The 21572-nt window shown below is 59.5% G+C and carries 18 protein-coding genes; 7 read left to right on the plus strand and 11 right to left on the minus strand.

The features are described 5' to 3' along the window. Together OCV66_RS15595 and OCV66_RS02530 are read right to left on the minus strand one after the other, a co-directional pair. The coding region (locus OCV66_RS15595; RefSeq protein ID WP_147573743.1) for an S-layer homology domain-containing protein at window positions 1-171 on the minus strand (171 nt) is incomplete at its 3' end. 269 nt (window positions 172-440) lie between these two features. Beyond that, window positions 441-2702 (minus strand): S-layer homology domain-containing protein, encoded by a 2262-nt coding sequence (locus OCV66_RS02530; RefSeq protein ID WP_262563661.1) that lies wholly within the window; start codon window positions 2700-2702, stop codon window positions 441-443. Window positions 2703-2968: 266 nt separating this feature from the next. On the opposite strand from OCV66_RS02530, the gene OCV66_RS02535 reads away from it, so the two are divergent. From OCV66_RS02535 to OCV66_RS02545, 3 genes are all read left to right on the plus strand, one after another. Beyond that, entirely contained in the window at window positions 2969-3907 is a 939-nt protein-coding gene (locus tag OCV66_RS02535) for a glycosyltransferase family 2 protein (protein ID WP_054326641.1), read from the plus strand. Then, window positions 3904-4317 (plus strand): GtrA family protein, encoded by a 414-nt coding sequence (locus tag OCV66_RS02540; protein WP_054326640.1) that lies wholly within the window; start codon window positions 3904-3906, stop codon window positions 4315-4317. Before OCV66_RS02535 ends, OCV66_RS02540 begins: the two co-directional genes overlap by 4 nt. A gap of 125 nt (window positions 4318-4442) precedes the next feature. After that, the gene (locus tag OCV66_RS02545; RefSeq protein WP_147573745.1) at window positions 4443-5393 is read left to right on the plus strand and encodes an S-layer homology domain-containing protein; all 951 of its coding nucleotides are present in this window, start codon (window positions 4443-4445) and stop codon (window positions 5391-5393) included. 40 nt (window positions 5394-5433) lie between these two features. On the opposite strand, the gene OCV66_RS02550 is transcribed toward OCV66_RS02545, so the two are convergent. Next, entirely contained in the window at window positions 5434-6489 is a 1056-nt protein-coding gene (locus OCV66_RS02550) for a tyrosine-type recombinase/integrase (protein WP_147573746.1), read from the minus strand. A 224-nt stretch (window positions 6490-6713) separates the two neighbouring features. Between OCV66_RS02550 and OCV66_RS02555 the strand changes: the two genes are divergently transcribed. Beyond that, window positions 6714-9287, plus strand: a complete 2574-nt coding sequence (locus OCV66_RS02555; RefSeq protein WP_107631326.1) for a X2-like carbohydrate binding domain-containing protein — start codon at window positions 6714-6716, stop codon at window positions 9285-9287. 136 nt (window positions 9288-9423) lie between these two features. Here OCV66_RS02555 and OCV66_RS02560 read toward each other — a convergent pair whose 3' ends face one another. From OCV66_RS02560 to OCV66_RS02580, 5 genes are read right to left on the minus strand one after another with little or no spacing between them, the layout of a single operon-like run. Then, window positions 9424-10254 (minus strand): MBL fold metallo-hydrolase, encoded by an 831-nt coding sequence (locus OCV66_RS02560; RefSeq protein WP_107631327.1) that lies wholly within the window; start codon window positions 10252-10254, stop codon window positions 9424-9426. Window positions 10255-10279: 25 nt separating this feature from the next. Continuing rightward, window positions 10280-11233: an ABC transporter permease gene (locus OCV66_RS02565; RefSeq protein ID WP_107631328.1), complete on the minus strand. Its 954-nt coding sequence runs from the start codon at window positions 11231-11233 to the stop codon at window positions 10280-10282. 11 nt (window positions 11234-11244) lie between these two features. After that, window positions 11245-12192, minus strand: coding sequence for an ABC transporter permease (locus tag OCV66_RS02570; RefSeq protein ID WP_054326634.1), 948 nt, complete (start codon window positions 12190-12192; stop codon window positions 11245-11247). Continuing rightward, window positions 12189-13706: a sugar ABC transporter ATP-binding protein gene (locus tag OCV66_RS02575; RefSeq protein WP_147573747.1), complete on the minus strand. Its 1518-nt coding sequence runs from the start codon at window positions 13704-13706 to the stop codon at window positions 12189-12191. The genes OCV66_RS02570 and OCV66_RS02575 overlap by 4 nt, the downstream gene beginning before the upstream one ends. 18 nt (window positions 13707-13724) lie before the next feature. Next, window positions 13725-14840, minus strand: coding sequence for an ABC transporter substrate-binding protein (locus OCV66_RS02580; RefSeq protein WP_054326632.1), 1116 nt, complete (start codon window positions 14838-14840; stop codon window positions 13725-13727). Between the two features lie 364 nt (window positions 14841-15204). Here OCV66_RS02580 and OCV66_RS02585 point away from each other — a divergent pair, with 364 nt between their 5' ends. Genes OCV66_RS02585 through OCV66_RS02595 form a run of 3 tightly spaced genes read left to right on the plus strand, consistent with a single transcriptional unit; the run spans window position 15205 to window position 19197 of the window. Continuing rightward, complete coding sequence (locus OCV66_RS02585) at window positions 15205-16182, plus strand: substrate-binding domain-containing protein (RefSeq protein WP_054326631.1); 978 nt, start codon at window positions 15205-15207, stop codon at window positions 16180-16182. Continuing rightward, entirely contained in the window at window positions 16179-17597 is a 1419-nt protein-coding gene (locus OCV66_RS02590; protein ID WP_107631331.1) for a sensor histidine kinase, read from the plus strand. Before OCV66_RS02585 ends, OCV66_RS02590 begins: the two co-directional genes overlap by 4 nt. Before the next feature lie 13 nt (window positions 17598-17610). Next, window positions 17611-19197, plus strand: a complete 1587-nt coding sequence (locus OCV66_RS02595; protein WP_054326629.1) for a response regulator — start codon at window positions 17611-17613, stop codon at window positions 19195-19197. Window positions 19198-19242: 45 nt separating this feature from the next. Here OCV66_RS02595 and OCV66_RS02600 read toward each other — a convergent pair whose 3' ends face one another. Genes OCV66_RS02600 through OCV66_RS02610 form a run of 3 tightly spaced genes read right to left on the minus strand, consistent with a single transcriptional unit; the run spans window position 19243 to window position 21351 of the window. Next, entirely contained in the window at window positions 19243-19923 is a 681-nt protein-coding gene (locus OCV66_RS02600; RefSeq protein WP_054326628.1) for a PspA/IM30 family protein, read from the minus strand. 36 nt (window positions 19924-19959) lie between these two features. Continuing rightward, the gene (locus OCV66_RS02605) at window positions 19960-20931 is read right to left on the minus strand and encodes a hypothetical protein (protein ID WP_153802376.1); all 972 of its coding nucleotides are present in this window, start codon (window positions 20929-20931) and stop codon (window positions 19960-19962) included. A 15-nt stretch (window positions 20932-20946) separates the two neighbouring features. Further along, complete coding sequence (locus tag OCV66_RS02610) at window positions 20947-21351, minus strand: CBS domain-containing protein (protein ID WP_107631332.1); 405 nt, start codon at window positions 21349-21351, stop codon at window positions 20947-20949. Window positions 21352-21572: the final 221 nt, after the last annotated feature.

Raw genomic sequence — 21572 nt, forward strand, 5'->3', positions numbered from 1 at the left:
GTTGTTGCGGACAACGAAGATCATCTTCGCCATTTCCGCACGGGTAACGGTTGCGTCCGGACGGAAGGAGCCATCGGGGTCGCCCTCGATTACTCCCAGCGCCGTCAGCATGTTCACGGCGTCGGTGGCCTTAATGTCCGCCTCGTCCGTGAACGCCGCACCGGCAAACATGGTGAACGCGCATGCGAACGCCAGTACCAGTGCGAGAACCTTTTTCTGATGGCGGGCCTGTTCCTGATTTTCCCCTTAATCGCCCCGTTTTCGGCCAAATATCTTCTATTTTGCAACAAATCGAAAAAAACGCTTTTTCGCCGTTCCCCTGAAAACAGGAAAAGCTTTTTTCTCCTCCTCCCGCAGTTTCCGGCCGCTTTTTTACAAAAAGACAGCCCTCCTGCCGCGTCAGTATCCACGGCAGAAAGGCTGCTTTATTCACCTTTTATTCAGAGCATCGTCAGCAGCTTGGCAAATTCCGCGCGGGTAAAATTACCCGCCGGCTGCAGCGTACCGTCCGCATAGCCCTTGACCAGTCCCTTTTGCATGCACAACGCCACGGCGGCACGGTACTCCGGTGTGATCGTCTCCTGGTCGGAAATGGACGACAGGAGCTCGTCCGTTTCCGCCTCGTCCGGCAGCGCGCTACCTTTACCGACAAGCAGGTTCGCGAACACCTGCATGGCCTCCTCTCGGCTGATCAGGGCGGTAAAGTCAAGCTCCAGACCATCCAGCAGGCCTGCGGCCTGCATCGCGCTGACATCCTTTGCATACCAAGCGTCCGCGCTGACGCCCTCCAGCACCGTATCCGGCGTCTCGAGCGCCGCGCTCCGCGCGATGGTCGCACACAGCTCTGCGCCTGTGAGCAGGTCGTCCGGCCGGAACAGCCCGTCCGCGTCGCCCTGCATAACGCCGTCCTGCTTGACCTGCTGAATATACTCCGCGGCCCAATGGCTGTTGGGAACGTCACGGAAGCCGGTCAGGCTGGTCTCGCGAATAAACGGCGTTTTCAGCGCCTGGTAGCATTCGCCCGACTGATCGACCGCCTCCTGCAGCTGCTCGAATGTGAGCAGGTAACTCTCGGTATAGGCGCGGCGCGTTTCGCTCTCATATTCATTATAATAATAGGTCACGCCCTTTGTGCTCATGCGCGGGAAGCTGTACAGGTAAAACGCGTGCGTATCCGGCAGGAGCGCCTTGACCGTTTCCACATAGCCGCTCGAAAGAAGATCGTTCAGCCCATACTGCTCGCCCGTGCGGATATCAAACGCCAGGTTATTGTTCCAGACTGACGAGCCCGCGCCCTTTCCGCTGACGCAGTTCGCCCAAACCACCAGCACGGAACCCTCCAGCGACGCGCCGTAACCGCCTTCGAGCGCCTCATACTCCGCCGACACTGAGGGACCTTCCAGGAAAAATTTGCGGATGGCCTCATTGATCTTCTTCTGCACATCGGCATCCGGCAGACCGGAGATCTCCGGAAAATCCACGTTCCAGCCATATTCGCTCCCATCCGCCTGATAGCCGAAAAAGCGCTCGTAATGCACGGTGGTCGCCGTGATGCCCTTGCCGAGATCGAACGAGGTCGGCTGCTCGAACAGCGTCCGCCCGTCGGAAAGGTTAACATACTTCTGCTTTCCGTCCTGCGTGACGCGCACCACGTTCTCGCTGAGCAGCGTCGGATTTTCCGCATTCTTCAGGCTGGCGAAATAGCCGCCGTTCTTTTTGAAAAAGATCAGGCTCCCGTCCGAGGTCCCGTGCCATGCCAGGCCGTAGCGCAGCTCATCAAAGCCGCCGACATAGCTAAGCGTGCGGTAGGCGATGTTGCCGTTGGCGTCCACCGCCGCGGCCGAGCCGTCCTCGCTACGCGCCGCGTACAGCCCGTCCCCCATATAGGACAGGTAATAGTAGGTCGGCGGGGTGAGCAGCTTGCCTGTGGTGTCCATCAGCCCCCAACGGTTGGCCTGGCGGACCATGGCGACGCCACCGTGGAATTCCGAGATCGTGTTATACAGGAAATCCGTGATATAGCTGCCTCTTTCCAGAGAATACAGCGCCTGATTGGTCCCGTCGGAAAGCACAACCGTATCTGTGCCGAAAATGGTCATATAGGACGGGGTGATATGATGCTCCAGCGTGTAAAGGGTCTGCCCCTGCGTGTCGATGGCAAGGTAGGCGCCATCGGTCGTGCGCACCAGCGCGCGGCCGTTCAGGAAAACGCCTGCGTCGCTGTATTCCCCTTCAAAGGCCGCCGTACCATCCTGCCTGACGTAGGAATACAGGCCGGAGGCCGGGCTTTTGCAGAGCAGCAGGCCATCCGAAAAGAAATCCAACGCGCCCGCGTAGGAGCCGACCAGCTCCCCCTGCAGGGTGTAGTAAACGCTGTGGTCGGCGTAGCGGTACGCCACCATATCTTCGGAAAAATCGACCGACACCGGCGACGCGGTATAAGGGATGACCAGTCTCCCCTCCCGATCGATCACCGCGGTCTGCCACTTTTCATCCTCGACCGCGGCCAGGCCGCAGTCCGCGAACTCGCCCGCCTGCGCATAGGCGAACGAGAGTACGGTCCTGCCCTCTTCGTCCAGATAGCCGGATCGGCTCACGCCGTCGATATCCGTGCGGGTCACGGGGAAGATCGTGCCCGCCGCCGCGGCTCCTATCACCATGATACACGCCACAAACAGGGCGGAAATTGTTTTTTTGAGCATAGTCATTTCCATCCTTGGATATTATCGTAATTAAATTATAGCGTTTCCTCCCATTTCTCACAATAGCAGGCGGAAAAGTGTAACAATCGTGACATAAGCGGGTATAATGTTACAGGTTTGTTGCAATGCGGCCGTTTTTTCTTTACATCGATATGGCAAGGGATTAAAATAATTCCAGAGTATAAGGCTCCACTGCCCCATCCGCGCGGTCTTTCGCGGCTCCAACGTAGTGCCTGCCTTTGACCGCTTCAGAGAGGAGAAAAGCCATGCCCATAATCTCGATCGTGGTCCCCTGCTATAACGAGGAGGAGGCGCTGCCCCTGTTCTATCAGGAGGCAACCCGTGTTGCCGGGGAAATGTCAGGGATCGATTTTGAATTCGTATTCATCGACGACGGTTCGCGCGATAATACCCTGTCCGTGCTGCGCCGCCTTGCCGCGGCGGACAGACGCGTGCGGTTCGTATCGTTTTCACGCAATTTCGGTAAGGAGGCCGGCATGCTCGCCGGTCTGGAGGCCGCGACGGGCGATTACGTCGCCCTGATGGACGCGGACCTGCAGGACCCGCCCGCCCTGCTGCCCGAGCTGTATCGCGCGGTCACCGAGGAGGGCTACGACTGCGCCGCCACCCGCCGCACCACCCGCGCAGGCGAGCCTCCCATCCGGTCGTTTTTCGCGCGCCTGTTTTACCGGCTGATCCATAAAATATCCGACGCGGACATCGTGGACGGCGCGCGCGATTACCGCCTGATGCGGCGCGCCGTGGTGGACGCGATCCTGTCCATGCGCGAGTACAACCGTTTTTCCAAGGGAATATTCGGCTGGGTGGGCTTCCGCACCAAATGGATCCCGTTCGTCAACGTCGAGCGTGTGGCCGGCGAAACCAAGTGGTCGTTCTGGAAGCTGTTCCGCTATTCGCTGGAGGGGATCGTGGCTTTCTCGACCGTGCCGCTCGCGCTCGCATCCGTGCTGGGCGTGCTGCTGTGCCTGATCGCGTTCGTGTTCATCCTGGTGGTGCTGGTCAAGACGCTGGCGTTCGGCGATCCGGTCGGCGGCTGGCCGAGCATGATATGTGTCATTCTGTTCCTCGGCGGCGTGCAGCTTCTGTGCATCGGCATCCTCGGTCAGTACCTCTCCAAAACCTATCTGGAAACCAAGCGACGGCCGATCTATCTGGTGCGCGAAACGGAGGAAGGCATCAAATGAGCAGGCTGTCCGGCATTATTGACCAAAAGCTCGCCAGATTCCTGATTGTGGGCGTGGTCAACACGCTGGTCGGCACGGCGATCATGTTCGGGCTGTACAACCTTGCCCACTGCTCCTACTGGGTGTCAAGCGCGGCCAATTACCTGCTGACCAGCATCCTGAGCTTTTTCCTCAATAAATACTTTACCTTCCAGAGCAGCGAAAGGAGCGCGGGGGAGATCGTCCGCTTCGCGCTCAACATCGCGGCATGCTATCTTTTGGCCTACGGCATCGCCAAGCCGCTGTGCCGCGCACTCCTGTCCGGCGTGGCCGCGGGCGTGCGGGACAACGTCTCCATGTTCGCGGGCATGTGCCTGTTTACCGGCTTCAACTACCTTGGGCAGCGGTTTTTTGCGTTCCGCGGGAAATAAGCTTGCAATCCGGCCCGTATTGTGCTACCTTTTTTATAAAGGAGGTCCGCCACGGCGGGCATACCGGTTTCATCCAGAGAGGGAGCCGGAAAGGCCCTTCTCTGAGAAAAAGAGGAGGGTTTTTTGTGAAAAAATGTTTGCTTTCCCTGATTCTGGCCGTGTCTCTGTGCATGGGGTTAACCGTTCCGGCGTTTGCCGCACAGGCTGGGGACACCACGCTGACCGATATCCACGGCTGGCAGTACACGCTGTCCCAGCCGATCATCGGCACGGAAACCGTGCAGGACGTTATTGGGGGAGACGAGTTTACCGTGCTTCTCGTTCCTGCCGGCACGGTGCTGACGGTGGATGCGCCGCGCGGCTTCTGTGTCAGCACCTATGATGCAACAAGGGGCTGGATCACCACATTTGATCTCCACATCAATACGCTTGCGCTGGAAACCGGCAAGACAGTGATGTGTGTCCAGGACAACGGCGGTGCGTATGCCGGCGAGCAGCGAACCGCTTTCCGCGCCGTGGAGCAGGGCGGCTCCACGACCCAGCCCGCACAGGACACGGAAACCGATACCGGCTTTTCCGACGTAAAGAGCGGCGCCTACTACGCGGACGCAGTTGCCTGGGCTGTTGAGCAGGGCATCACCACCGGCACCAGCGACACCACCTTCTCGCCCGAGGAGCTTTGCACCCGCGGCCAGATCATCACTTTCCTGTGGCGCGCGGCGGGTTCGCCCGAACCGGAAAGCATGGCGGGATATTTTGCCGACGTTTCGAAGGACAGCTATTATTTCAAGGCTACGCAGTGGGCAAATGAGCAGGATATGACCACCGGAATCGGCTTTGATCCGGACTATTCCTGCACCCGCGCGGATGCGGTGGACTTCATGTGGAAAATGGACGGCAAGCCGGAATCGGCCGCGCCCGCCGCTTTCACCGACGTTCCGGACTACTATGCGGACGCGGTGGCTTGGGCGGTTGAGCAGGGCGTCACCACCGGCACCAGCGATACCACATTCTCCCCGTCCGATACCTGCACCCGCGGCCAGATCGTCACCTTCCTGTACCGCGCATTCGCATAAAGCAAACGTAAAAAGCGGCCATAAGGCCGCTTTTTACGCTTTACTGCAGCACGATCGCGGGCGTCGCGCCCTTGGCGATCGAGATCTTCTCCACATAGGGAACATGCGCGTAAACGTTCGCCGTGGTCGCGATATCCGCGTGGCCCAGCCATTCCTGGATCTGCTTGAGCGAAAAGCCCTGCTGGAGCAGGATGGTCGCAACCGAATGGCGCAGGTCGTGGAAGCGGATGCGCGGCAGCGCCGCCTTACGGCATACCCGCTCGAATTCGCGCGAAATATAGTCCGGCCGGAGGGGCGAACCGTCCTCATGGCAGCAGACATAGTCGGTCTTGCAGTATTTTTTGCCGTACCGCTTGCGGTTTTCGTTCTGGCGGCGGCGCAGGTCGCTCAGATAGCGCTTGAGTGAGTCGGAAAGCGGCAGGGTGCGGTAGCTGGACTTGGTCTTGACGCTGTCCGCGTAAATGACCCGCCCGCCCGACTGCACCGCCGTATGGTTGATGACCATAGTGCGGGCGCGCAGGTCGATCGCGCTCCAGCGCAGGCCCGCGCATTCGCTGCGGCGCAGGCCGTAGGTGGCCGCCAGCACGAACGCCGCCTCGGCCGGCGAGTGCAGCGCTGCGGCCAGGAATACGTTGATCTGCGTGCGGCTGTATACCTGCCCACGGTATTTGTAGCGCTTGGGCAGCATCACGTTGTCCGACGGGTTGAGCGGGATGATCTGCAGCGCGACCGCGTATTTCAGGCACTTGTGCATGATGGAGTGGAATTTGACGATCGAGGTCGGCGATAGGCCCTGCGAAAACTTCAGGTTGACAAAGTCCTGGAAATCCATCGGCCGCGCGGTGGCGAGCGTGGTGCCGCGCGCGGTGAAGAACGGCCGGATGTGCTTTTCAAACGCGTAGCGGTAGCCGTCCATCGTGTTTTCGCGGACCTGCGTTTTCATCTGGTCGAGCCACTGGTCCATAAAATCCACGAAAGAGGTTTTGGCCTCCTCCGAATAGCGCAGCCGCATCAGGTCCTCAGGACGCAGCATGAAGTGGATGTAACCGTCCTCCTCATAAATATGCGGCATACCCATAACAGGTGACATGTCCATCTTGATAAATCCCCTTTCCGCTTTTTTGATTGGATTTTATTTTATCACAAAAATTCGTATTTCGTCGAATTTTGTCGGTTTATTATGGATTAAGGGGCAGATGCTTCCATTTATGTATGATTTTTACATTGTTTAGGGTTCGGCCGCGTTTTCAAAAAATAACAGTACACAAACATTTCTTTTAATGGTAAAATAGGAATAACAATACCGAAGAGGTGATCGCTGTGAAAAGACTGATATCCGCAGTGCTGGCGGCCGCCATGCTGCTGTGCATGCTGCCGGCCGCGCTTGCTGCGTCCGATATCGAAAACCACTGGGCAAAAACCTATCTGACCGAGCTGCACGAGCTGGAGATCATCAACCCGTCCTCGTCCGGCCAGTACACGCCGGACCAGCCGATCGCCCGCTGGGAATTCATGCGCTATATCAACCGAGCGTTTGACTTCACCGAAAAAGCGTCCATCAGCTTTACCGACGTACCCTCCGGCTCCGCTTATTACGACATCGTCGCCACCGCTGTCTATTACGGCTATATCAACGGCGTGGGCAACAACAAAATGGACCCGCAGGGTACGCTTACGCGCGAGCAGGCCGCAACCATCCTGGGCCGCCTGCACAAGTATACGCCGGACGCCGATCCGGACGACATGACGTTTTCGGACAAATCCGCGGTAAGCAGCTATGCCCGCGCATACGTCGCCGAGGCGGTCGCGCTCAAGTACATCAACGGCTATCCCAACGGCACCTTTAAGCCGCAGGGTACCATCACCCGCGGCGAGATCGCCAAGATCCTATATTATTTTCTCGGCACCTCCCTGCATAAGGAGGGCGGCAGCTACACTGGCGCGGATCTGGACAGCGTTACCGACAACGTCTCCATCACCCGGCCCTGCACCCTGTCCAACGCAACCATCGACGGCAACCTCTATATCACCGAGGGGGTTGGTGCCGGAAGCGTGACCCTGCAGAATGTCACGGTGGAGGGCAGGATCATCGTCTCCGGCGGCTCGGTCGTGCTGAACGGCGTGTCCGCGCTCGACCTGACCGTTTCCAGCCCCTGCGACCAGACGCTCTCCGTCACCTGCTCGGGCAACACCAGCATCGCGCATACTGAGGTGCAGTCGGACGCCATGCTGTATGAAAGCGGCCTGGGCATCAGCGCAGGCGGCCTCTCCGATCTGGACGTCAACGGCGAAAACCTTTCGCTGACGCTGGACGCCGCACTCTGGGACGTCAACGTCAAGCAGGCCTGCACCATCCTCACGACCGGCAGCACCACGATCGACAGCCTGACCGCGGACGGCAAGGTCACGCTCACCGGCGGCGGCTCGGTACAGAAGGCCGCGCTCAACGTCAGCGGGTGCGACCTGGTGATGGAGCCCTCCACTGTCGAGCTGGCCAGCGGCGTGACCGCGACCATCGCCGGAGAGAGCGTGCAGTCCTCCAACAGCATTTCCATCTCCCCCGCCGCGCTGACGTTCGACGCCGGCAACGCGGATTCCATCGCCCATTCCTATGACTTTACCTTCAACGCGGATAAGGACGACCTGGTCCGCATCACCGTGGATGGCGACACGCTCACGCTCGGCGAGGATTACAACCTGCTGACCGATAAAAACGGCATCCGCATTTACAAGACCTATCTCACCACGCTCGAGGCCGGCACCTATACGGCCAAGCTCACGTTCTCGGACCGCTCGACCGCCGCGCTCACTATCATCACGAGCAATTCCGGCCAGATGGCGGTCAGCCCTTCGCAAATCACGTTTGACAAATACGAGGAATCCGCGGGCTACGCCAATGTGCCGCTCACGGTCTCCACACCGGCCGGCGTGACGCTCAGCAGCATCAAGCTCGGCAGCACAGTACTCGAACGCGGCACGGACTACACCTACAACACCTCCACCGGCCAGGTGGTGCTGATGGCCGAAACGCTCGCCAAAAAGAGCAAGGGTTCGTACACCATCAGCTTCGTACCCAGCAAGGGTTCGACCACCACCTGCTCTCTGACCATCACGGACTCCAAGCCGGTCAACAAGATCGCGCCGGAGGAGGTCGATTTTGACGCGAACACCAGCTCCGGCGGCTACCGCGATATCGCCGTCACCCTGACGCCCGCCAACGGCGCGGAGCTGCGCAGGATCCGCTGCAATAACAAGGAGCTGGAGGAGGACTGGCAGTATAAGGTCAGCGGCAACCAGGTCACGCTGAACAAATCCGCGATTTCCGAATTTGCGGAAAAGGGCGCGTCCTATGCGGATTTCACCTTCGTCATGTCGAACGGCCAGAACCCCACGCTCCGCGTCAACTATGTCACCACCTATGCGCTGACCGCGAGCGTCGTGGACGACCTCGGCCTGCCGATCGAGGGCGCGTCCGTCACCTTTACGCCTGCGGACTCCGCCACCGGCACGGCCACCCAGACCGCCACCACAGACGAGGACGGCAAAGCCACCGTATACGTCAAGCGCGGCTCCTATACGCTGACCGCGGCGCATGAGCGCTTTACCGAATCGATCTCGCAGACAACGAGCGTATCCTCCTCCCGCACGGTCAAGATGACCGGCGAGATACTGGAAAACGTGCAGGTTGTCGTCACCAACAAATACGGCGCCATGCTGTCGGGCGCGGTCGTTTCGATCGGCGGCAAGGCGGCCACCACCGGCGCGGACGGCGTTGCCTCGTTCAGCCTCCGCCGCGACAATTATGTCATCCAGGTCTCCTGCAGCGGCTATACCACAACGACCAAACCCATCACAGTCACCGGCAGTATCCGCACACAGGTGCAGCTTGAGTGACGGCTATACCGGAACAACAACGCCGCCCGGCGCAGGCTGGGCGGCGTTTGTTATTTCCCAAAACGAAAGGCCGGTTTATCCGGCCTTTCGTTTGTCCTGACAAGGGACTGGTATAAAGAGAAGAAAAGAAGTTCGTTTACCGGTAAAATGATGGGAAATGGCGGTAGCTGCGGTCCTCCTCCAGATCATGCGAAAAAATCAGCTTAGCCTGGTATTCCCGCTCGAGCCTGCGCAGGCGTCTGACGCTTTTTTCATAGCCCAGACTGTCGTACAGGATGGTGGTCGGCCTGGTCGGCGGGCCGTAATTGAGGCGGCAGGAGCAGGCGTCGTTCGGAAACAGGTAGTTCCCGTTTTCCGCCTCCAACAGCAGCACCGCAACCGCCGGCGTGTGTCCGGACATCAGGAACAGCCGGACGCCTGGGAACAGCTCGACGTCCTCCTCAAGCAGGTGATAGGTAATCCCGCCCGCGGTGACGACGCTGCGCCAATAGGGGGAGGTGGTCTTCCGCTCCTCGTCATTGGTCAGTGCGGAGAGGCAGGCATACGCAAAATCCTCTCGGGGTACATACACGTTCTGCGCTGCTTTGGTACCCTTGAAAAACTTGATGCCGCCCGCGTGGTCATAATGCATATGGGACAAAATAATACAGGAAATATCCGAAAGCTCGATGCCGTGCCTGGGTAATATCCGATCGACATAATCCTCCCGTTCCATGCGGGGCTGGAAATATTCCTTCCAGTAATCCGGACGGGGGATGCCGTCTTCCCCGTCTGGGAAATCGCCAACATCATACAGGATATAGCCAGCCTCCGGATGGCGGATCAGGATAAACGACGCGGGAAACTCGGAGAACACGCTCTCCGTCCGCGGCTGGTGCGCGGTCGCCGGATTGGGTACCGCCACGTTAAAGGCCGGATCGTTCCAGATCGACCCATACCGGATGATGGCAAATTCAAGTCCTTTCATTTGTTTTGCTCCTTTATGCAGGGGGTTAGTCGTCTTTCTTCATTCCGCTGAGCAGCAGGCCCACCAGGATGATTACACCTTGGATGATATTCTGGTCCCCTGCGTCCATGTTGAGTACCGCGATCAGGCTGGACATGACCACCATGAACAGGCTGGCGAGTATGGTGCCGAAAATGCTGCCCTTGCCGCCGGTGAACGCCGCGCCGCCGAGCAGCGCGACCGCGATCGAGCGCGTCTGGTAGTCCTCGCCGAGCTGCAGGCTGGCGGTGCCGATATAGGCGGATATCTGCAGCCCTGCAAGCGCGGCAAACAGGCCGCAGAGCACATAGCAGGTCAATTGTATCCGCACTGGATCAACGCCCGACTGGTACACTGCCATTGGATTGACGCCGGTCGCCATGATATACCGTCCGATCGGCAGGAAACGCATGACCAGTATCACCACCGCCGCTATCACCAGCCAGACGATTGCGGCCATCGGTATCTTTCCGGCAAAGCCGGTACCCAGAAAACGGAAGTTATCCGGAATCGAGCCTTTCGGCGAGCCGCCGCTGTACAGCAGCGTCACGCCCAGCAGCAGCGTGCTCATGCCCAATGTAACCACAAAGCTCGGCATATGCATGACCGCGCACAGGAAGCCGTTGACCAGACCCACCACCATGCCGATGCACAGGCATAACAGCGCGACCGGCACGGCGCGGGACGGGTCGTTCATCATCATCTGCGCGGCAACCACGTCGATCAGCACCATGACTGCCGCGACCGACAGATCCAGCCCGCCGATCATCATAACGATGGTCTGGCCGATCGCGACCAGGATCATCGGCGCCGCCTGTCGGGTAAAGTCAAGCAGGTGCGCCGGCTTGACCGAGTTCGGGGACACAAAGCCCAGTATCACCACCAGCAGGAGCAGGCCCCAGAAAATGATGGGAACGTTCAGCCTGGCAAAGCGGTCTTTCCATTTTATGCTTTTTTCCATTTGCACCGCCCTCACCCTTTCTGCTTATCCTTGATTGAGAATACCAGCACCGTGACCAGCAGGATTAAGCCCTTGAAAACATACTGATAATACGAGCTGACGCCGACCATGTTCAGGATATTGCTGATTCCGGTCAGGATAAAGGTCGAGGCCAACAGGCCCACGATATTGCCCTGGCCCCCGAACAGGCTCACGCCGCCCAGTACGCACACGGTCACGGAATCCATACTGTAGGTCTCGCCCAGCGTGGCGTCGCCCGAGCCCATGCGCGCGGCGACGCAAATGCCGCCCACCGCCGCCAGGACCGAGCACAGGATATGCGCCTGCATGCGCACCCGCCCGACCGGTATGCCGGAAAGTGCGGCGGTCGTCGGGTTGCCACCGACCGCATACAGATTCCGTCCCAGACGGCGGCTGCCCAGCAGCCAGACCAGCAGCGCGCCGGCCACCGCCCACAGCAGCACCGCGTGCGGGAAAATGCCGATCCGCCCGAACAGCAGATCCATGAATTCATAGGGGATCGACCCGCCCGGTACGGGCCGGATTTTGAGCGCGACGCCGTTGACGATGCACATGGTGGACAGCGTCATGATAAACGGCGGGATGCGCAGGCGCACGATGCCGAAGCCGTTGAACACACCGACCAGCGCGCCCGCGGCCAGCGTAAGGAGGATATTGAGCAGGATACCCGCCGCGCCGCCGGACAGCTCCAGCGACATGATCGCGGTAGACATGCTGACCACCGCGCCGACCGACAGGTCAATGCCCGCCAGCAGTATGGTCAGCACCTGGCCGAGCGCCACGATGCCAAGCCCCACCGCCTGCTCCATGATGTTGCCGAGGTTGATTCCGGTCAGGAAGCGCGGAGAGGATACCGCGCCCACCACCGCAACGGCCAGCAGGATCGCGTAAACGATAAACAGATTGTCATGCCTTTTGATAAACGCACGCAGATTCATACCGCCGCCTCCTTCGCCACGCCCGTCGCAAGGCGCATCACGCTTTCCTCGGTCGCGTCCGCCGCTGCAAGCTCGCCGCTGATGCCGCCGCCGTAAACAACCAGGATGCGGTCGCTGACATTGAGCACCTCCATCAGGTCGCTTGATAACATCACGACTGCGACCTGTTCCTCGCGCGCCAGCTTTTTGAGCAGCGTATAAATCTCGATCTTTGCCGCCACGTCGATGCCGCGCGTGGGCTCATGCACCAAAAGGACCTTGGGTGCGGGCGACAGGCATTTCCCGAGCAATACCTTCTGCTGGTTGCCGCCGGACAGCTTTCGCACCAGCTTGGCCGAGCTTTCCGCCTTAATGTTCATCAGCTCCATGTAGCGCTGCGTTTCCTGCCGTTCCGCCTGCACGGTGAGGAACGGTCCGGTCTTCAGCCTGCGGAATACCGGCAGGCTGATGTTGCGATAGATCGGCAGGTCCAGGCACAAGCCCTCGTTCTTCCGGTCATCGGTCAGGAAGGTGACGCCGTGCGCCATCGCCTCCCTGGTGCTGCGGATACGGACCTCCTGCCCGTCAATAAAGATTTTCCCCGCGGCCAGCCGGTGCAGCCCAAACAGCGCACGCAGCAGCTCCCGCTGTCCCTGTCCCTCCAGTCCGGTCACGCCGAGTATCTCTCCCGCGCGGACGGAAAAACTTGCCGGCCCCTTGCCGGGCGCAATCACCAGGCCTTCGGCCTGCAGCCGTACCTCTCCCGCCGCCGCCTCGTCGCGCGGCGGGAAAATATTATCCAGCTTGCGGCCGACCATCAGGCTAACCACCTCGTCCTTTGTCGTCTCCTCCGTGCGCAGGGTCGCGGCCATAACACCGTCCTTGAGCACGGTAATACGGTCCGAGATATCAAACACCTCGTTTAGGCGGTGGGATATGTAAATGATCGTCCGTCCTTCGTCCCGCAGCCGACGCATGGCTGCGAACAGCGAGCTTACCTCTACCGGCGTGAGCGCCGCGGTCGGCTCGTCCATAATGATGATCTGGGTATCCAGCTCGATCGCTTTCATGATCTCGACCATCTGCTGCTGCGCCACCGTCAGGCTGCACACCGGCGCATCCGGTTCCAGCTCCATGCGCATCATGCGGGACAGCTCCTCTGTACGCCGCCGCATGGCTGGAAAATCAAGGTTCCCACCCTTTTTCCGCAGTTGACGCCCTAAAAAGATATTTTCCGCGATGCTCATGTGCGGCACCAGATTAAATTCCTGATGGATGATGCTGACGCCCGCCTGCTGCGCCTGCAGCGTGCCGGTGAATTTGACTGGCTTGCCGTTCAGGTACAGCTCGCCCGACGTCGGCTGGTAGACGCCGGAAAAAATACGCATCAGCGTGGATTTTCCGGCACCGTTTTCCCCAACGAGGGTATGGATCTCGCCGGACGTACAGCTAAAGTTTACATGATCAAGCACCAGGTTATCGTAAAACGATTTGCAGATGTCCTTAGCTTCGAGAACCGTCTGTCGCAAATCCATTCCCTCTCTTCCTGTCAGTCACTCAAGATAGTACTGGTCCGCTACCTCCTTGGGCATCTTGGTGTTGCACCAATAGGCATCCGAGTATTCCGGCCGGACATACTGGTCAATATCGGCGTCGGTAATCGTCGGCACCGGAATATAGTTGTACTTTTCGATCGGCTCGCCGGCCAGCGCCTTGAGCGCGGCCTCAAGCGCGACCTCGCCCTGCCAAGCGGCATCGCTCGCCGCGATGGACTTGAAGCCTTCGGACTGCGCTTCTTTCCACAGCTTGAGGAAACCGTTGCTGTCCTCGCCGGTCATCGGTACCAGCGGGCGTCCTGCCGCCTGGAACGCTTCGATCGCGCCTTGCGTCATGGCACCGCCCTGCGACCATACGCCGTCAATATCCGGATAGGCCGCGAGCGCCTGCTCGGTCGCCTGCTTGCCCTTGTCATAGGCCCAGTCGGCATAATAGGTGGCGAGGATATTGATGTTCTTGCCGCCGTCCGGCAGCTCGTCCAGCGCTTTTTGCAGCCCTTGGTGGCGCATCTCGCCAACACCCGCGCCGGCCGTGCCGTCCAGAACGATGATGTTGCCCTTGCCATCCAGCTCATTGAGCAGCCATTTGCCCATAACATAGCCGAACTCGATCGCGTCCGTACCCACATAGCCGGTAAACGCACTCTCGTCCTCTACCTCGGAGTTGAAGACAATGACCGGTATGCCCTGGTCGATCGCTTTCCTGGTCACCGCGTTGGTGGCGGTCGTGGAGCCCGGCGCGACCAGCAGCGCATCGATGCCGCGCGCCATCAGGTCCTGAATATCGGATACCTGCTTGGAGGTATCGCCGCCCGCGTCCGTCGTATACAGGGTCACGCCCGCCTGCTCGGCCGCGTATTCCAGCTCGCGCACCATCTGCACGCGGAACGTGTTGACCACCGAGATGTTGGAAAAGCCAATGGTATACGGCCCGTCCTTCTTGAACTGCGAGGTATCCACCATGCCCTCGCCCACATCCGTGGTTTCGGCCTGGGCGTCACCCATATCCTCATCGGTCTGGCCGCCTGTTGTCTGGCCGCCGTTACCGCAGGCGGTCAGGGTCAGCATGCCCGCCAGCAGCAGGCTCAGTAATGATAGCATTCTCTTTTTCATAATATTGCCTCCTTATCTCTTGTCTCTTTCTTCTCCGTCTCCTGTCGGATCGCAGTTTTAGTATAAGGGTCAGTTCCCCGCATGGAAATGCACAAACTTACGAGAAATTTTCGCAGCCCGCCCCACTAACAAAAAAATATCAGAAAAATTCGTACCTCCTCCATTTTCCGCATTATTTTTTCTACATTCCCCATTTATTTTTCGTATTTTTTGCAAATATACAACATTTTCCTACACAATGCACCCATGCGGAATTTGTTTCCAGTTGCAACAGCCTCCGGTTTCCGATATGATTTTTTATTATGGTATACTGTTGCGGCCGCGCGTTTTATCCGCTGCGCCGGACGGAAATGGAGGAATGCTCATGCCGGTCAGAAAACCGCTCCTGCTCGCGATCGCCGCGATTGTCGCCGGCATGCTGCTGGTGGAAAGCGTGATCCTGTTCCAGCCCTCCGGCCGCGGCACGGCCACGCCTGACGTTGTGATCGGCCTTGTGCTGACCGACTGCGAGGACGACTGGAAGCAGCAGATGTACGACAGCATCCAGCAGGCCGCGCGCCGCAGCCATATCCAGGTAACCACCATCCAGACCGCGCGCACGCAGGCCGACCAGATCGACGCGATCCGCACGCTCCTGGTTTACCGGACGAATGCCATCATCTTTTCCCCGGTAATGGAAAACGGCTGGGAATACATCCTGTCCGAAGCCGCAGAGGCTGAAATCCCGCTGATTACGATTAACGAGCGTCTGTCCCAATCCGCCGCGGGCGGCCCGCAGGATAGCGCCTGTCAGGTCTACCATGTCGGCTTCGACTATTACGCCCTGTCCGGACAGCTTGCGGCAACGCTGTGCCAGAGCGGCAGCGACGGGTTCCAGCTCGTCCAGCTCGGCGGCACGGTAGCCTCCTCGGCGGCGCACGATATCTCGGACGGGTTTCAGGATTCGCTTTCCCAAAGCAGCCAATACCGTCTCTGCTTCAGCGTGGGCGGGGATTATATGCGCTCGCGCGCCTATGAGCTGATCCGCTCCCTGCTGCGCAACGAATATGAATTCGACACCGTGCTGTCCTATAACGATGGAATGACGCTCGGCGTGATCGACGCGCTCGAGGCAAACGGCCTGCGGCCGGGCAGCGACGTGCGTATATTTTCCCTCGGCGGCGGGGAAAGCGTGATGCAGGCCTTTTCCGATGGCAAAATCAACGCGCTCGGCCAGTGCGACCTCACCGATTTCGGCACAACGGTCATCGATCTGGTCTGGATGCTGGAACAAGGCGGGTCGCCCGCTGAGAACACGCTTCTCCCCGGGACCCTGCTGGTCAACGGAGGGATCGGGCCATGAAAAAACAGCAGAGCATTCAGCGCCGCCTGCATTCCTCTTATCTGTTCATCGTGGGCCTGCTGTCCGTGCCGACCGTACTTCTGCTCCTGTTCCTGCTTCCCACGACCGCGCGTTACCACCAGCATATCAACTATATCTCGGATGCGCGCGCCATCGTCGATCTGTCCGGCGCCCGCCTGGAAAGCGAGCTTTGGGATATCGTTGCCGGAAACCAGGCTTACCAGGCAGGAGCGCAGGAGCACATCATGGATGAGATCTCCACCCGCCTGGACCGCCTGCTTTACGAAACCGAAATCTATGAAAGCCGCCAGCAGGTAGAGGCCGCCGTGCGGCTCGTGGATACGATGTCCTCCTATATGGAGGAGCTGGGCGCACCCTCCTACCGCCATTCGGTCATGTATTCCAACGAGCAGATCCTGCGCGAGATCCGAAGCGTGTCCGACCTGCTCCACACGGTCCTACAGGAGTATATTTTCATTGAGATCGGCGTGATCTCGGATATCAACGGACAGTTGCGCTCCTGCTCGATCGCAATCACCTTTCTCGCCGCACTGCTGCTGCTGGTGATCATCATGGCGGCGGTGGATTCCTGCCGGTCGGTGCAGCGGGACATCCGCGAGCCGATCGGCAGGCTGGAGGCCATGTCGGTCCAGCTCGCGGCGGGCAATCTGGAGGCGCGCGCCGCGCCGCCCTCCGTATCCGAGCTGGACACCCTGACCCGCAGCCTCAACACCATGGCCGACCAGCTTGACGAGCTGATCGAGAACCGCATTGCGGACCAGCGCAGTCTGCGCAAAGCAGAAATGCGCACCCTGCAGGCGCAGATCACCCCGCATTTTATTTATAACACGCTGGATACGATCGTCTGGCTGGCACAGCAGAAGGAAAATCAGGCGGTCGTGGATATCACTATGGCGCTGACCCAGTTTTTCCGTATCTCGCTGAGCGGCGGCAGCGACTATATCACTGTCGGCCAGGAGCTGTCCCATGTGGAAAGCTATCTGAAAATACAGGCCGTGCGCTATGAAAGCATCATGCAGTACCGCATCGATGTGGAGGCGTCGCTCGCCCCCTGTCCCATACTCAAGCTGTTGCTTCAGCCCCTTGTGGAGAACGCGATCTATCACGGCATCAAGAAAAAGCGGGGGCGCGGCCTGATCACTGTCACCGGCCGGCGCAATCCCGACCAGACCATGACGTTCTCAGTGTCGGATACCGGCATCGGCATGCCCGCGGAGCGGCTGGCAGAGGTGCGCGCGGCGCTGACCTCGGACGCCGGCCCGCAGGCCGGCTTCGGCCTGTACAACGTCAACCAGCGTATCCGCCTTTATTACAACAACTCCGGCCTGGATATTCAAAGCGCCTACCGGTCCGGCACGACCATATCATTCACCATCCCCTGCCGTATGGACTGACGGAGGAAACACCATGTATCAATTATTTATTGTGGACGACGAGGAGGTCGTGCGCAAAGGCATCCGCGAACTCCTGCAGAGCGCGGAAAACCAATACGCCATCTGCGGGGAAGCCTCGGATGGCGAGCTGGCCCTGCCCATGATCCAGGAGCTTAAGCCGGATATCCTGCTGACCGATATCCGCATGCCCTTTCTGGACGGCCTGGAGCTGTGCGAAATGATCCGCGCGAAAATGCCTTGGGTGCATATCCTCATTTTGAGCGGCCACGACGAATTTGAATACGCGCGCAAGGCGGTCTCGCTCGGCGTGGATGAATACATCCTCAAGCCGGTCACCATGCCGCAGCTTCTGGGAAGCCTGGAAAAGACCGCGCGCAAGATCGAGGAGGAGCGCGCCTCCTATTTCACCGGCCTGGATACGGAAAACGCCTCCGCGCGCAAACGCGGTGTAATGGTCAGCCATTTCCTCAACGAGCTGCTGGATGAGGTCTTTTCCGCCTCGGACGCGCTGGCGCGGGCGGAAAAGCTCGGCCTTTCGCTCGCCGCGCGGCAATATCTGATCTGCTGCCTGGACATCCGCTCGGATACAGGGGATGTTTCGGAAAGTCTGCTGCGCCGCCAATTCTGCCTGCTGCTCGGCCGCATGCTCGACGAACGGGAGGATATCCTGTGGTGCGGCCGCGGGGACGGCTTCCTCCTGCTGCTCAAGGCCGGAGAAAATGATGGACTCCTTGAAACCGCCTATGAAACCGCGCAGGCGCTCAAGCACGAGGCCGAACGCATGATGAACGCCAGCCTTTCCGCCGGCATCGGCTCGATCGTGCCGCGGCTGAGCGAGCTGCCGCGCTCCTATCAGGATGCCAGGCGCTCGCTCGGCGGGCTGGTCGGCCAGCCGCACGGCTCAATCCTCAGCGCGCTTGATCTGGAACACGGCCTGTTCCCCCAGTTCGATTTCACCGAAGCAGTCCCGCTTGCGGAACGGTTGCGCCACGTGTCGCAGGAGGATATCGATTTCCTGCTCGAGCACCACTTCGGCTCCGCGCGTGAGGAAAACGGCTCCAGCCTATTGTACCGGTATTACCTGCTGGCCGATCTGGTCGTTTCCTCCATGCGCCTGCTGCAGAGCATCGACGCGGAGCAGCCCGCCATCCTGCGGGACGCTGGAAACAGCGATACCCTGATGAAAGCTGTTGTGACCTATCCGGACACGCTTGCCTTTGCCCGCTCGCTGGTGGAGGCCGTCATCCTGCAGCGCGACCGCAAGCAGGGCGTGCGGTACGGGGAGGAGCTGCAACGCGCCAAGGACTATATCCGCCGGCATTTTGCGGACAACGACCTTTCGCTCAACACGGTGGCGGCCGAGGTGGGCTTCAGCCCCAACCATTTCAGCACGGTATTTTCCCAGCAGATGGGACAGACCTTTGTGGAATACCTGACGCGGTTCCGCGTCGAGCGGAGCAAACGCCTGCTGCGCGAGACCGACCTGCGGCTCGCCGACATCGCCTACGCCATCGGCTACAATGAGCCGCACTATTTCAGCTATATTTTTAAAAAATACACCGGCATATCGCCCAGTGTCTACCGGAAACAGGCGCAATAAAAAGGGGAGAGCGGCTTCGCTCTCCCCTTTGCTCTGGCTGACCGGTTACAGGCCCATCTCTGCTTTCAGTCTGGCAAGCTCTTCGTCTACCGCGGAGGAAGCGCCCGCTTGGGCGTATTTCTTTTCCAGCTCCGCGGCCTCGTCCTTCGGCTGCCCGTTCAGCTCGGCCATCGCGCTTGAACGGTCAAGCATCTCGTCGGCCTTGGCCTCCATGCGCTCGAACGCGCTCATCGCGCCCGCGGCCTTGTCCGCGGACGAGGAAAACTCGTTGACCTTCTGCTGGGTCTTGGCAACCGCGACCTTTGCCTTAATCATTTCGCGGCGGGCGTTCAGCGTGCCAATGTCCTCGACCAGCTTATCGTGCATCTGGCGCATCTTCTGTGCGTTTTCGTGCGCGGCGTCATAGGTCGCCTGCAGCGAGGCGGCCTTTTCAGTAAGCCGCTGCTTTTTGGCGAGGAACACGCGCGCGTCGCCCTCATTTCCAGCCTGCAGCGCCTTGCGCGCCAAACCGTCGTATTTTTCGGTCTCGACCCGATTATCCTCCACCATGCGCCTTGCGCGAGATTCCTGCGCCATCACGCCCGCGGTCTCCTTTTTTACCTCGGCCAAGTTCTCGGTCAGGTCGCGCAGGTATTGGTCGATCATTTTCGCCGGATCCTCCGCCCGATCGAGCAGGTCGTTGATGTTTGCCTTGATAATGTCGGTGAAACGTTCTAGAATGCCCATGATTTTTTACTCCTTTTCCACACGGTTTCTTTTTGCTTATGGTTTATCCTCATATTTCTTTGCCAGATCCTCAACTTCCTGGTCTTCGAACTTTTCCAGCGGCGTTTTCAGGATCTCCTCGGTGCGCTTCTGCTCCCGCTCCCGCTGCTCGCGGCGCTTTTTGAGCGTCAGGAACACCAGAACCGCCACGACCACCACGGCGGCGCAGACCGCCACCGGCACCACGGGCGATCGGGTCACGGTCATGATCCGCTCGCCGGTTTTGGCAAAGGCGTTGGAGAAAATCTCCTCCTCACTAATCGAATAGTCACTGTAATACCGGTCCAGATAGTCGGCAAGGATGCCGACCGCCTCGTCGTCCATCACGGACTTGGCCATGCTACCGGCCGTATAGCCGCAGTTATAGGAGCCATGCCCGTCGTCGCAGAACACCAGCAGGAAATGCCCCTCATCCTGAAATAGCTGCGGATACAGCTCCTCCGCTTTTTCGGTCAGCTCGCTGACCGAGGTAACCGCGCCGTTTGGCAGCAGGTACAGGTAGGGCTGCACGCCCGTTTCCCGATAAAACTGCTTCATGCCGGCCTCCAGACGGTTGGCGTTGCCAAACCAACCGCCCTCGTCCGTATAATAGCCGGTCTCCTGCACGGCCGAGGCGGGCAGCTTTTCCCGCTCCACCGTGGACTTGGCCACCCCGCCGCCTGAGGGAATACCGCCCGAAGCCAGCAGAACACCGATAAACAGCAGCACGGCGATCACGGCGACCAGCACCGTCATACCGCGTCCGCCGCCGTTCCCGCCGCTCGGCCCGCCTCCACCGTAGTAGCGGCGCGAATTGTGAATAATAACCGGTCCCGTGCGGAACCCGCCGAAGCCGCCGTGGAACCCGCCGCCGCCAAAGCTGCCGCCGCTGCGTCCCCCGCCGCCGGAAAAACCGCCGGAGGACCGTCCGCCGCCGCGAAAGCCGCCCCCGCCGCGGAACCCGCCTCCGCCGCCGCCTGATCTTCCCATTATGTTCCCCCTCCGTCAGTTTTTTTCCGCCCTGCAGGTATCGCGCAGGTGCTTGATCACGTCATGCCGCGTGACGATGCCGATGAACATGCCGCGTCCATCCGCGACCGGCACAAAGTTCTGCGCGGTTACGAGATCCACCATATCCTCCATTTTGGCGTCGATGCTCACCGACCGGTGCCGCACACGGCGCTCGACCTCGCCCACGGTCATTTTTTCGAGCTGCTCAGGCGTTTTGCGCAGCAGAAGGCGCAGGAAGTCCCCTTCCCCGATCGTGCCGATGTAACGCCCATTATGGTCGATCACCGGAATCGCGGTAAACCCGCTTTTCATCATATCGTCAAGCGCCTGCCGCACCGGACAGTCGTCGAACAGGTACGAAACCTCTATTTTCGGTTTGAGAAAAAAAGATATGTTCATATGGTTTTCCTCCGTTTGATTCCTTTGTTATTGTATAATGCCGCGGCCTTTCGGTCAACCGTTATCGGTCAATACTTACAGTTTATTTACAATTTGGCAGGGTATTCTTGTAAAAGTTGACAGCCAGCCGCGACCGCAGCAAAAAAATGTGCCCTGCAGCCTTGACTTATGCTCTTTTAACTGCTAAACTGTAAAAGTCAACAGGCTTTACCGGTTTTTGA

This window comes from Agathobaculum ammoniilyticum (assembly GCF_025567315.1).
In the GTDB taxonomy this organism is placed as follows: Bacteria; Bacillota; Clostridia; order Oscillospirales; family Butyricicoccaceae; genus Agathobaculum; species Agathobaculum ammoniilyticum.

What these genes read in the sequence shown, in the direction of transcription:
- OCV66_RS02575 (WP_147573747.1), bottom strand. Translation starts at nt 13,706, where the DNA reads ATGGATTTGCGACAGACGGTTCTCGAAGCTAAGGACATCTGCAAATCG.
- OCV66_RS02585 (WP_054326631.1), top strand. Translation starts at nt 15,205, where the DNA reads ATGCCGGTCAGAAAACCGCTCCTGCTCGCGATCGCCGCGATTGTCGCC.
- OCV66_RS02580 (WP_054326632.1), bottom strand. Translation starts at nt 14,840, where the DNA reads ATGAAAAAGAGAATGCTATCATTACTGAGCCTGCTGCTGGCGGGCATG.
- OCV66_RS02530 (WP_262563661.1), bottom strand. Translation starts at nt 2,702, where the DNA reads ATGCTCAAAAAAACAATTTCCGCCCTGTTTGTGGCGTGTATCATGGTG.
- OCV66_RS02590 (WP_107631331.1), top strand. Translation starts at nt 16,179, where the DNA reads ATGAAAAAACAGCAGAGCATTCAGCGCCGCCTGCATTCCTCTTATCTG.
- OCV66_RS02600 (WP_054326628.1), bottom strand. Translation starts at nt 19,923, where the DNA reads ATGGGCATTCTAGAACGTTTCACCGACATTATCAAGGCAAACATCAAC.
- OCV66_RS02565 (WP_107631328.1), bottom strand. Translation starts at nt 11,233, where the DNA reads ATGGAAAAAAGCATAAAATGGAAAGACCGCTTTGCCAGGCTGAACGTT.
- OCV66_RS02610 (WP_107631332.1), bottom strand. Translation starts at nt 21,351, where the DNA reads ATGAACATATCTTTTTTTCTCAAACCGAAAATAGAGGTTTCGTACCTG.
- OCV66_RS02535 (WP_054326641.1), top strand. Translation starts at nt 2,969, where the DNA reads ATGCCCATAATCTCGATCGTGGTCCCCTGCTATAACGAGGAGGAGGCG.
- OCV66_RS02570 (WP_054326634.1), bottom strand. Translation starts at nt 12,192, where the DNA reads ATGAATCTGCGTGCGTTTATCAAAAGGCATGACAATCTGTTTATCGTT.
- OCV66_RS02605 (WP_153802376.1), bottom strand. Translation starts at nt 20,931, where the DNA reads ATGGGAAGATCAGGCGGCGGCGGAGGCGGGTTCCGCGGCGGGGGCGGC.
- OCV66_RS02560 (WP_107631327.1), bottom strand. Translation starts at nt 10,254, where the DNA reads ATGAAAGGACTTGAATTTGCCATCATCCGGTATGGGTCGATCTGGAAC.
- OCV66_RS02550 (WP_147573746.1), bottom strand. Translation starts at nt 6,489, where the DNA reads ATGGACATGTCACCTGTTATGGGTATGCCGCATATTTATGAGGAGGAC.
- OCV66_RS02540 (WP_054326640.1), top strand. Translation starts at nt 3,904, where the DNA reads ATGAGCAGGCTGTCCGGCATTATTGACCAAAAGCTCGCCAGATTCCTG.
- OCV66_RS02595 (WP_054326629.1), top strand. Translation starts at nt 17,611, where the DNA reads ATGTATCAATTATTTATTGTGGACGACGAGGAGGTCGTGCGCAAAGGC.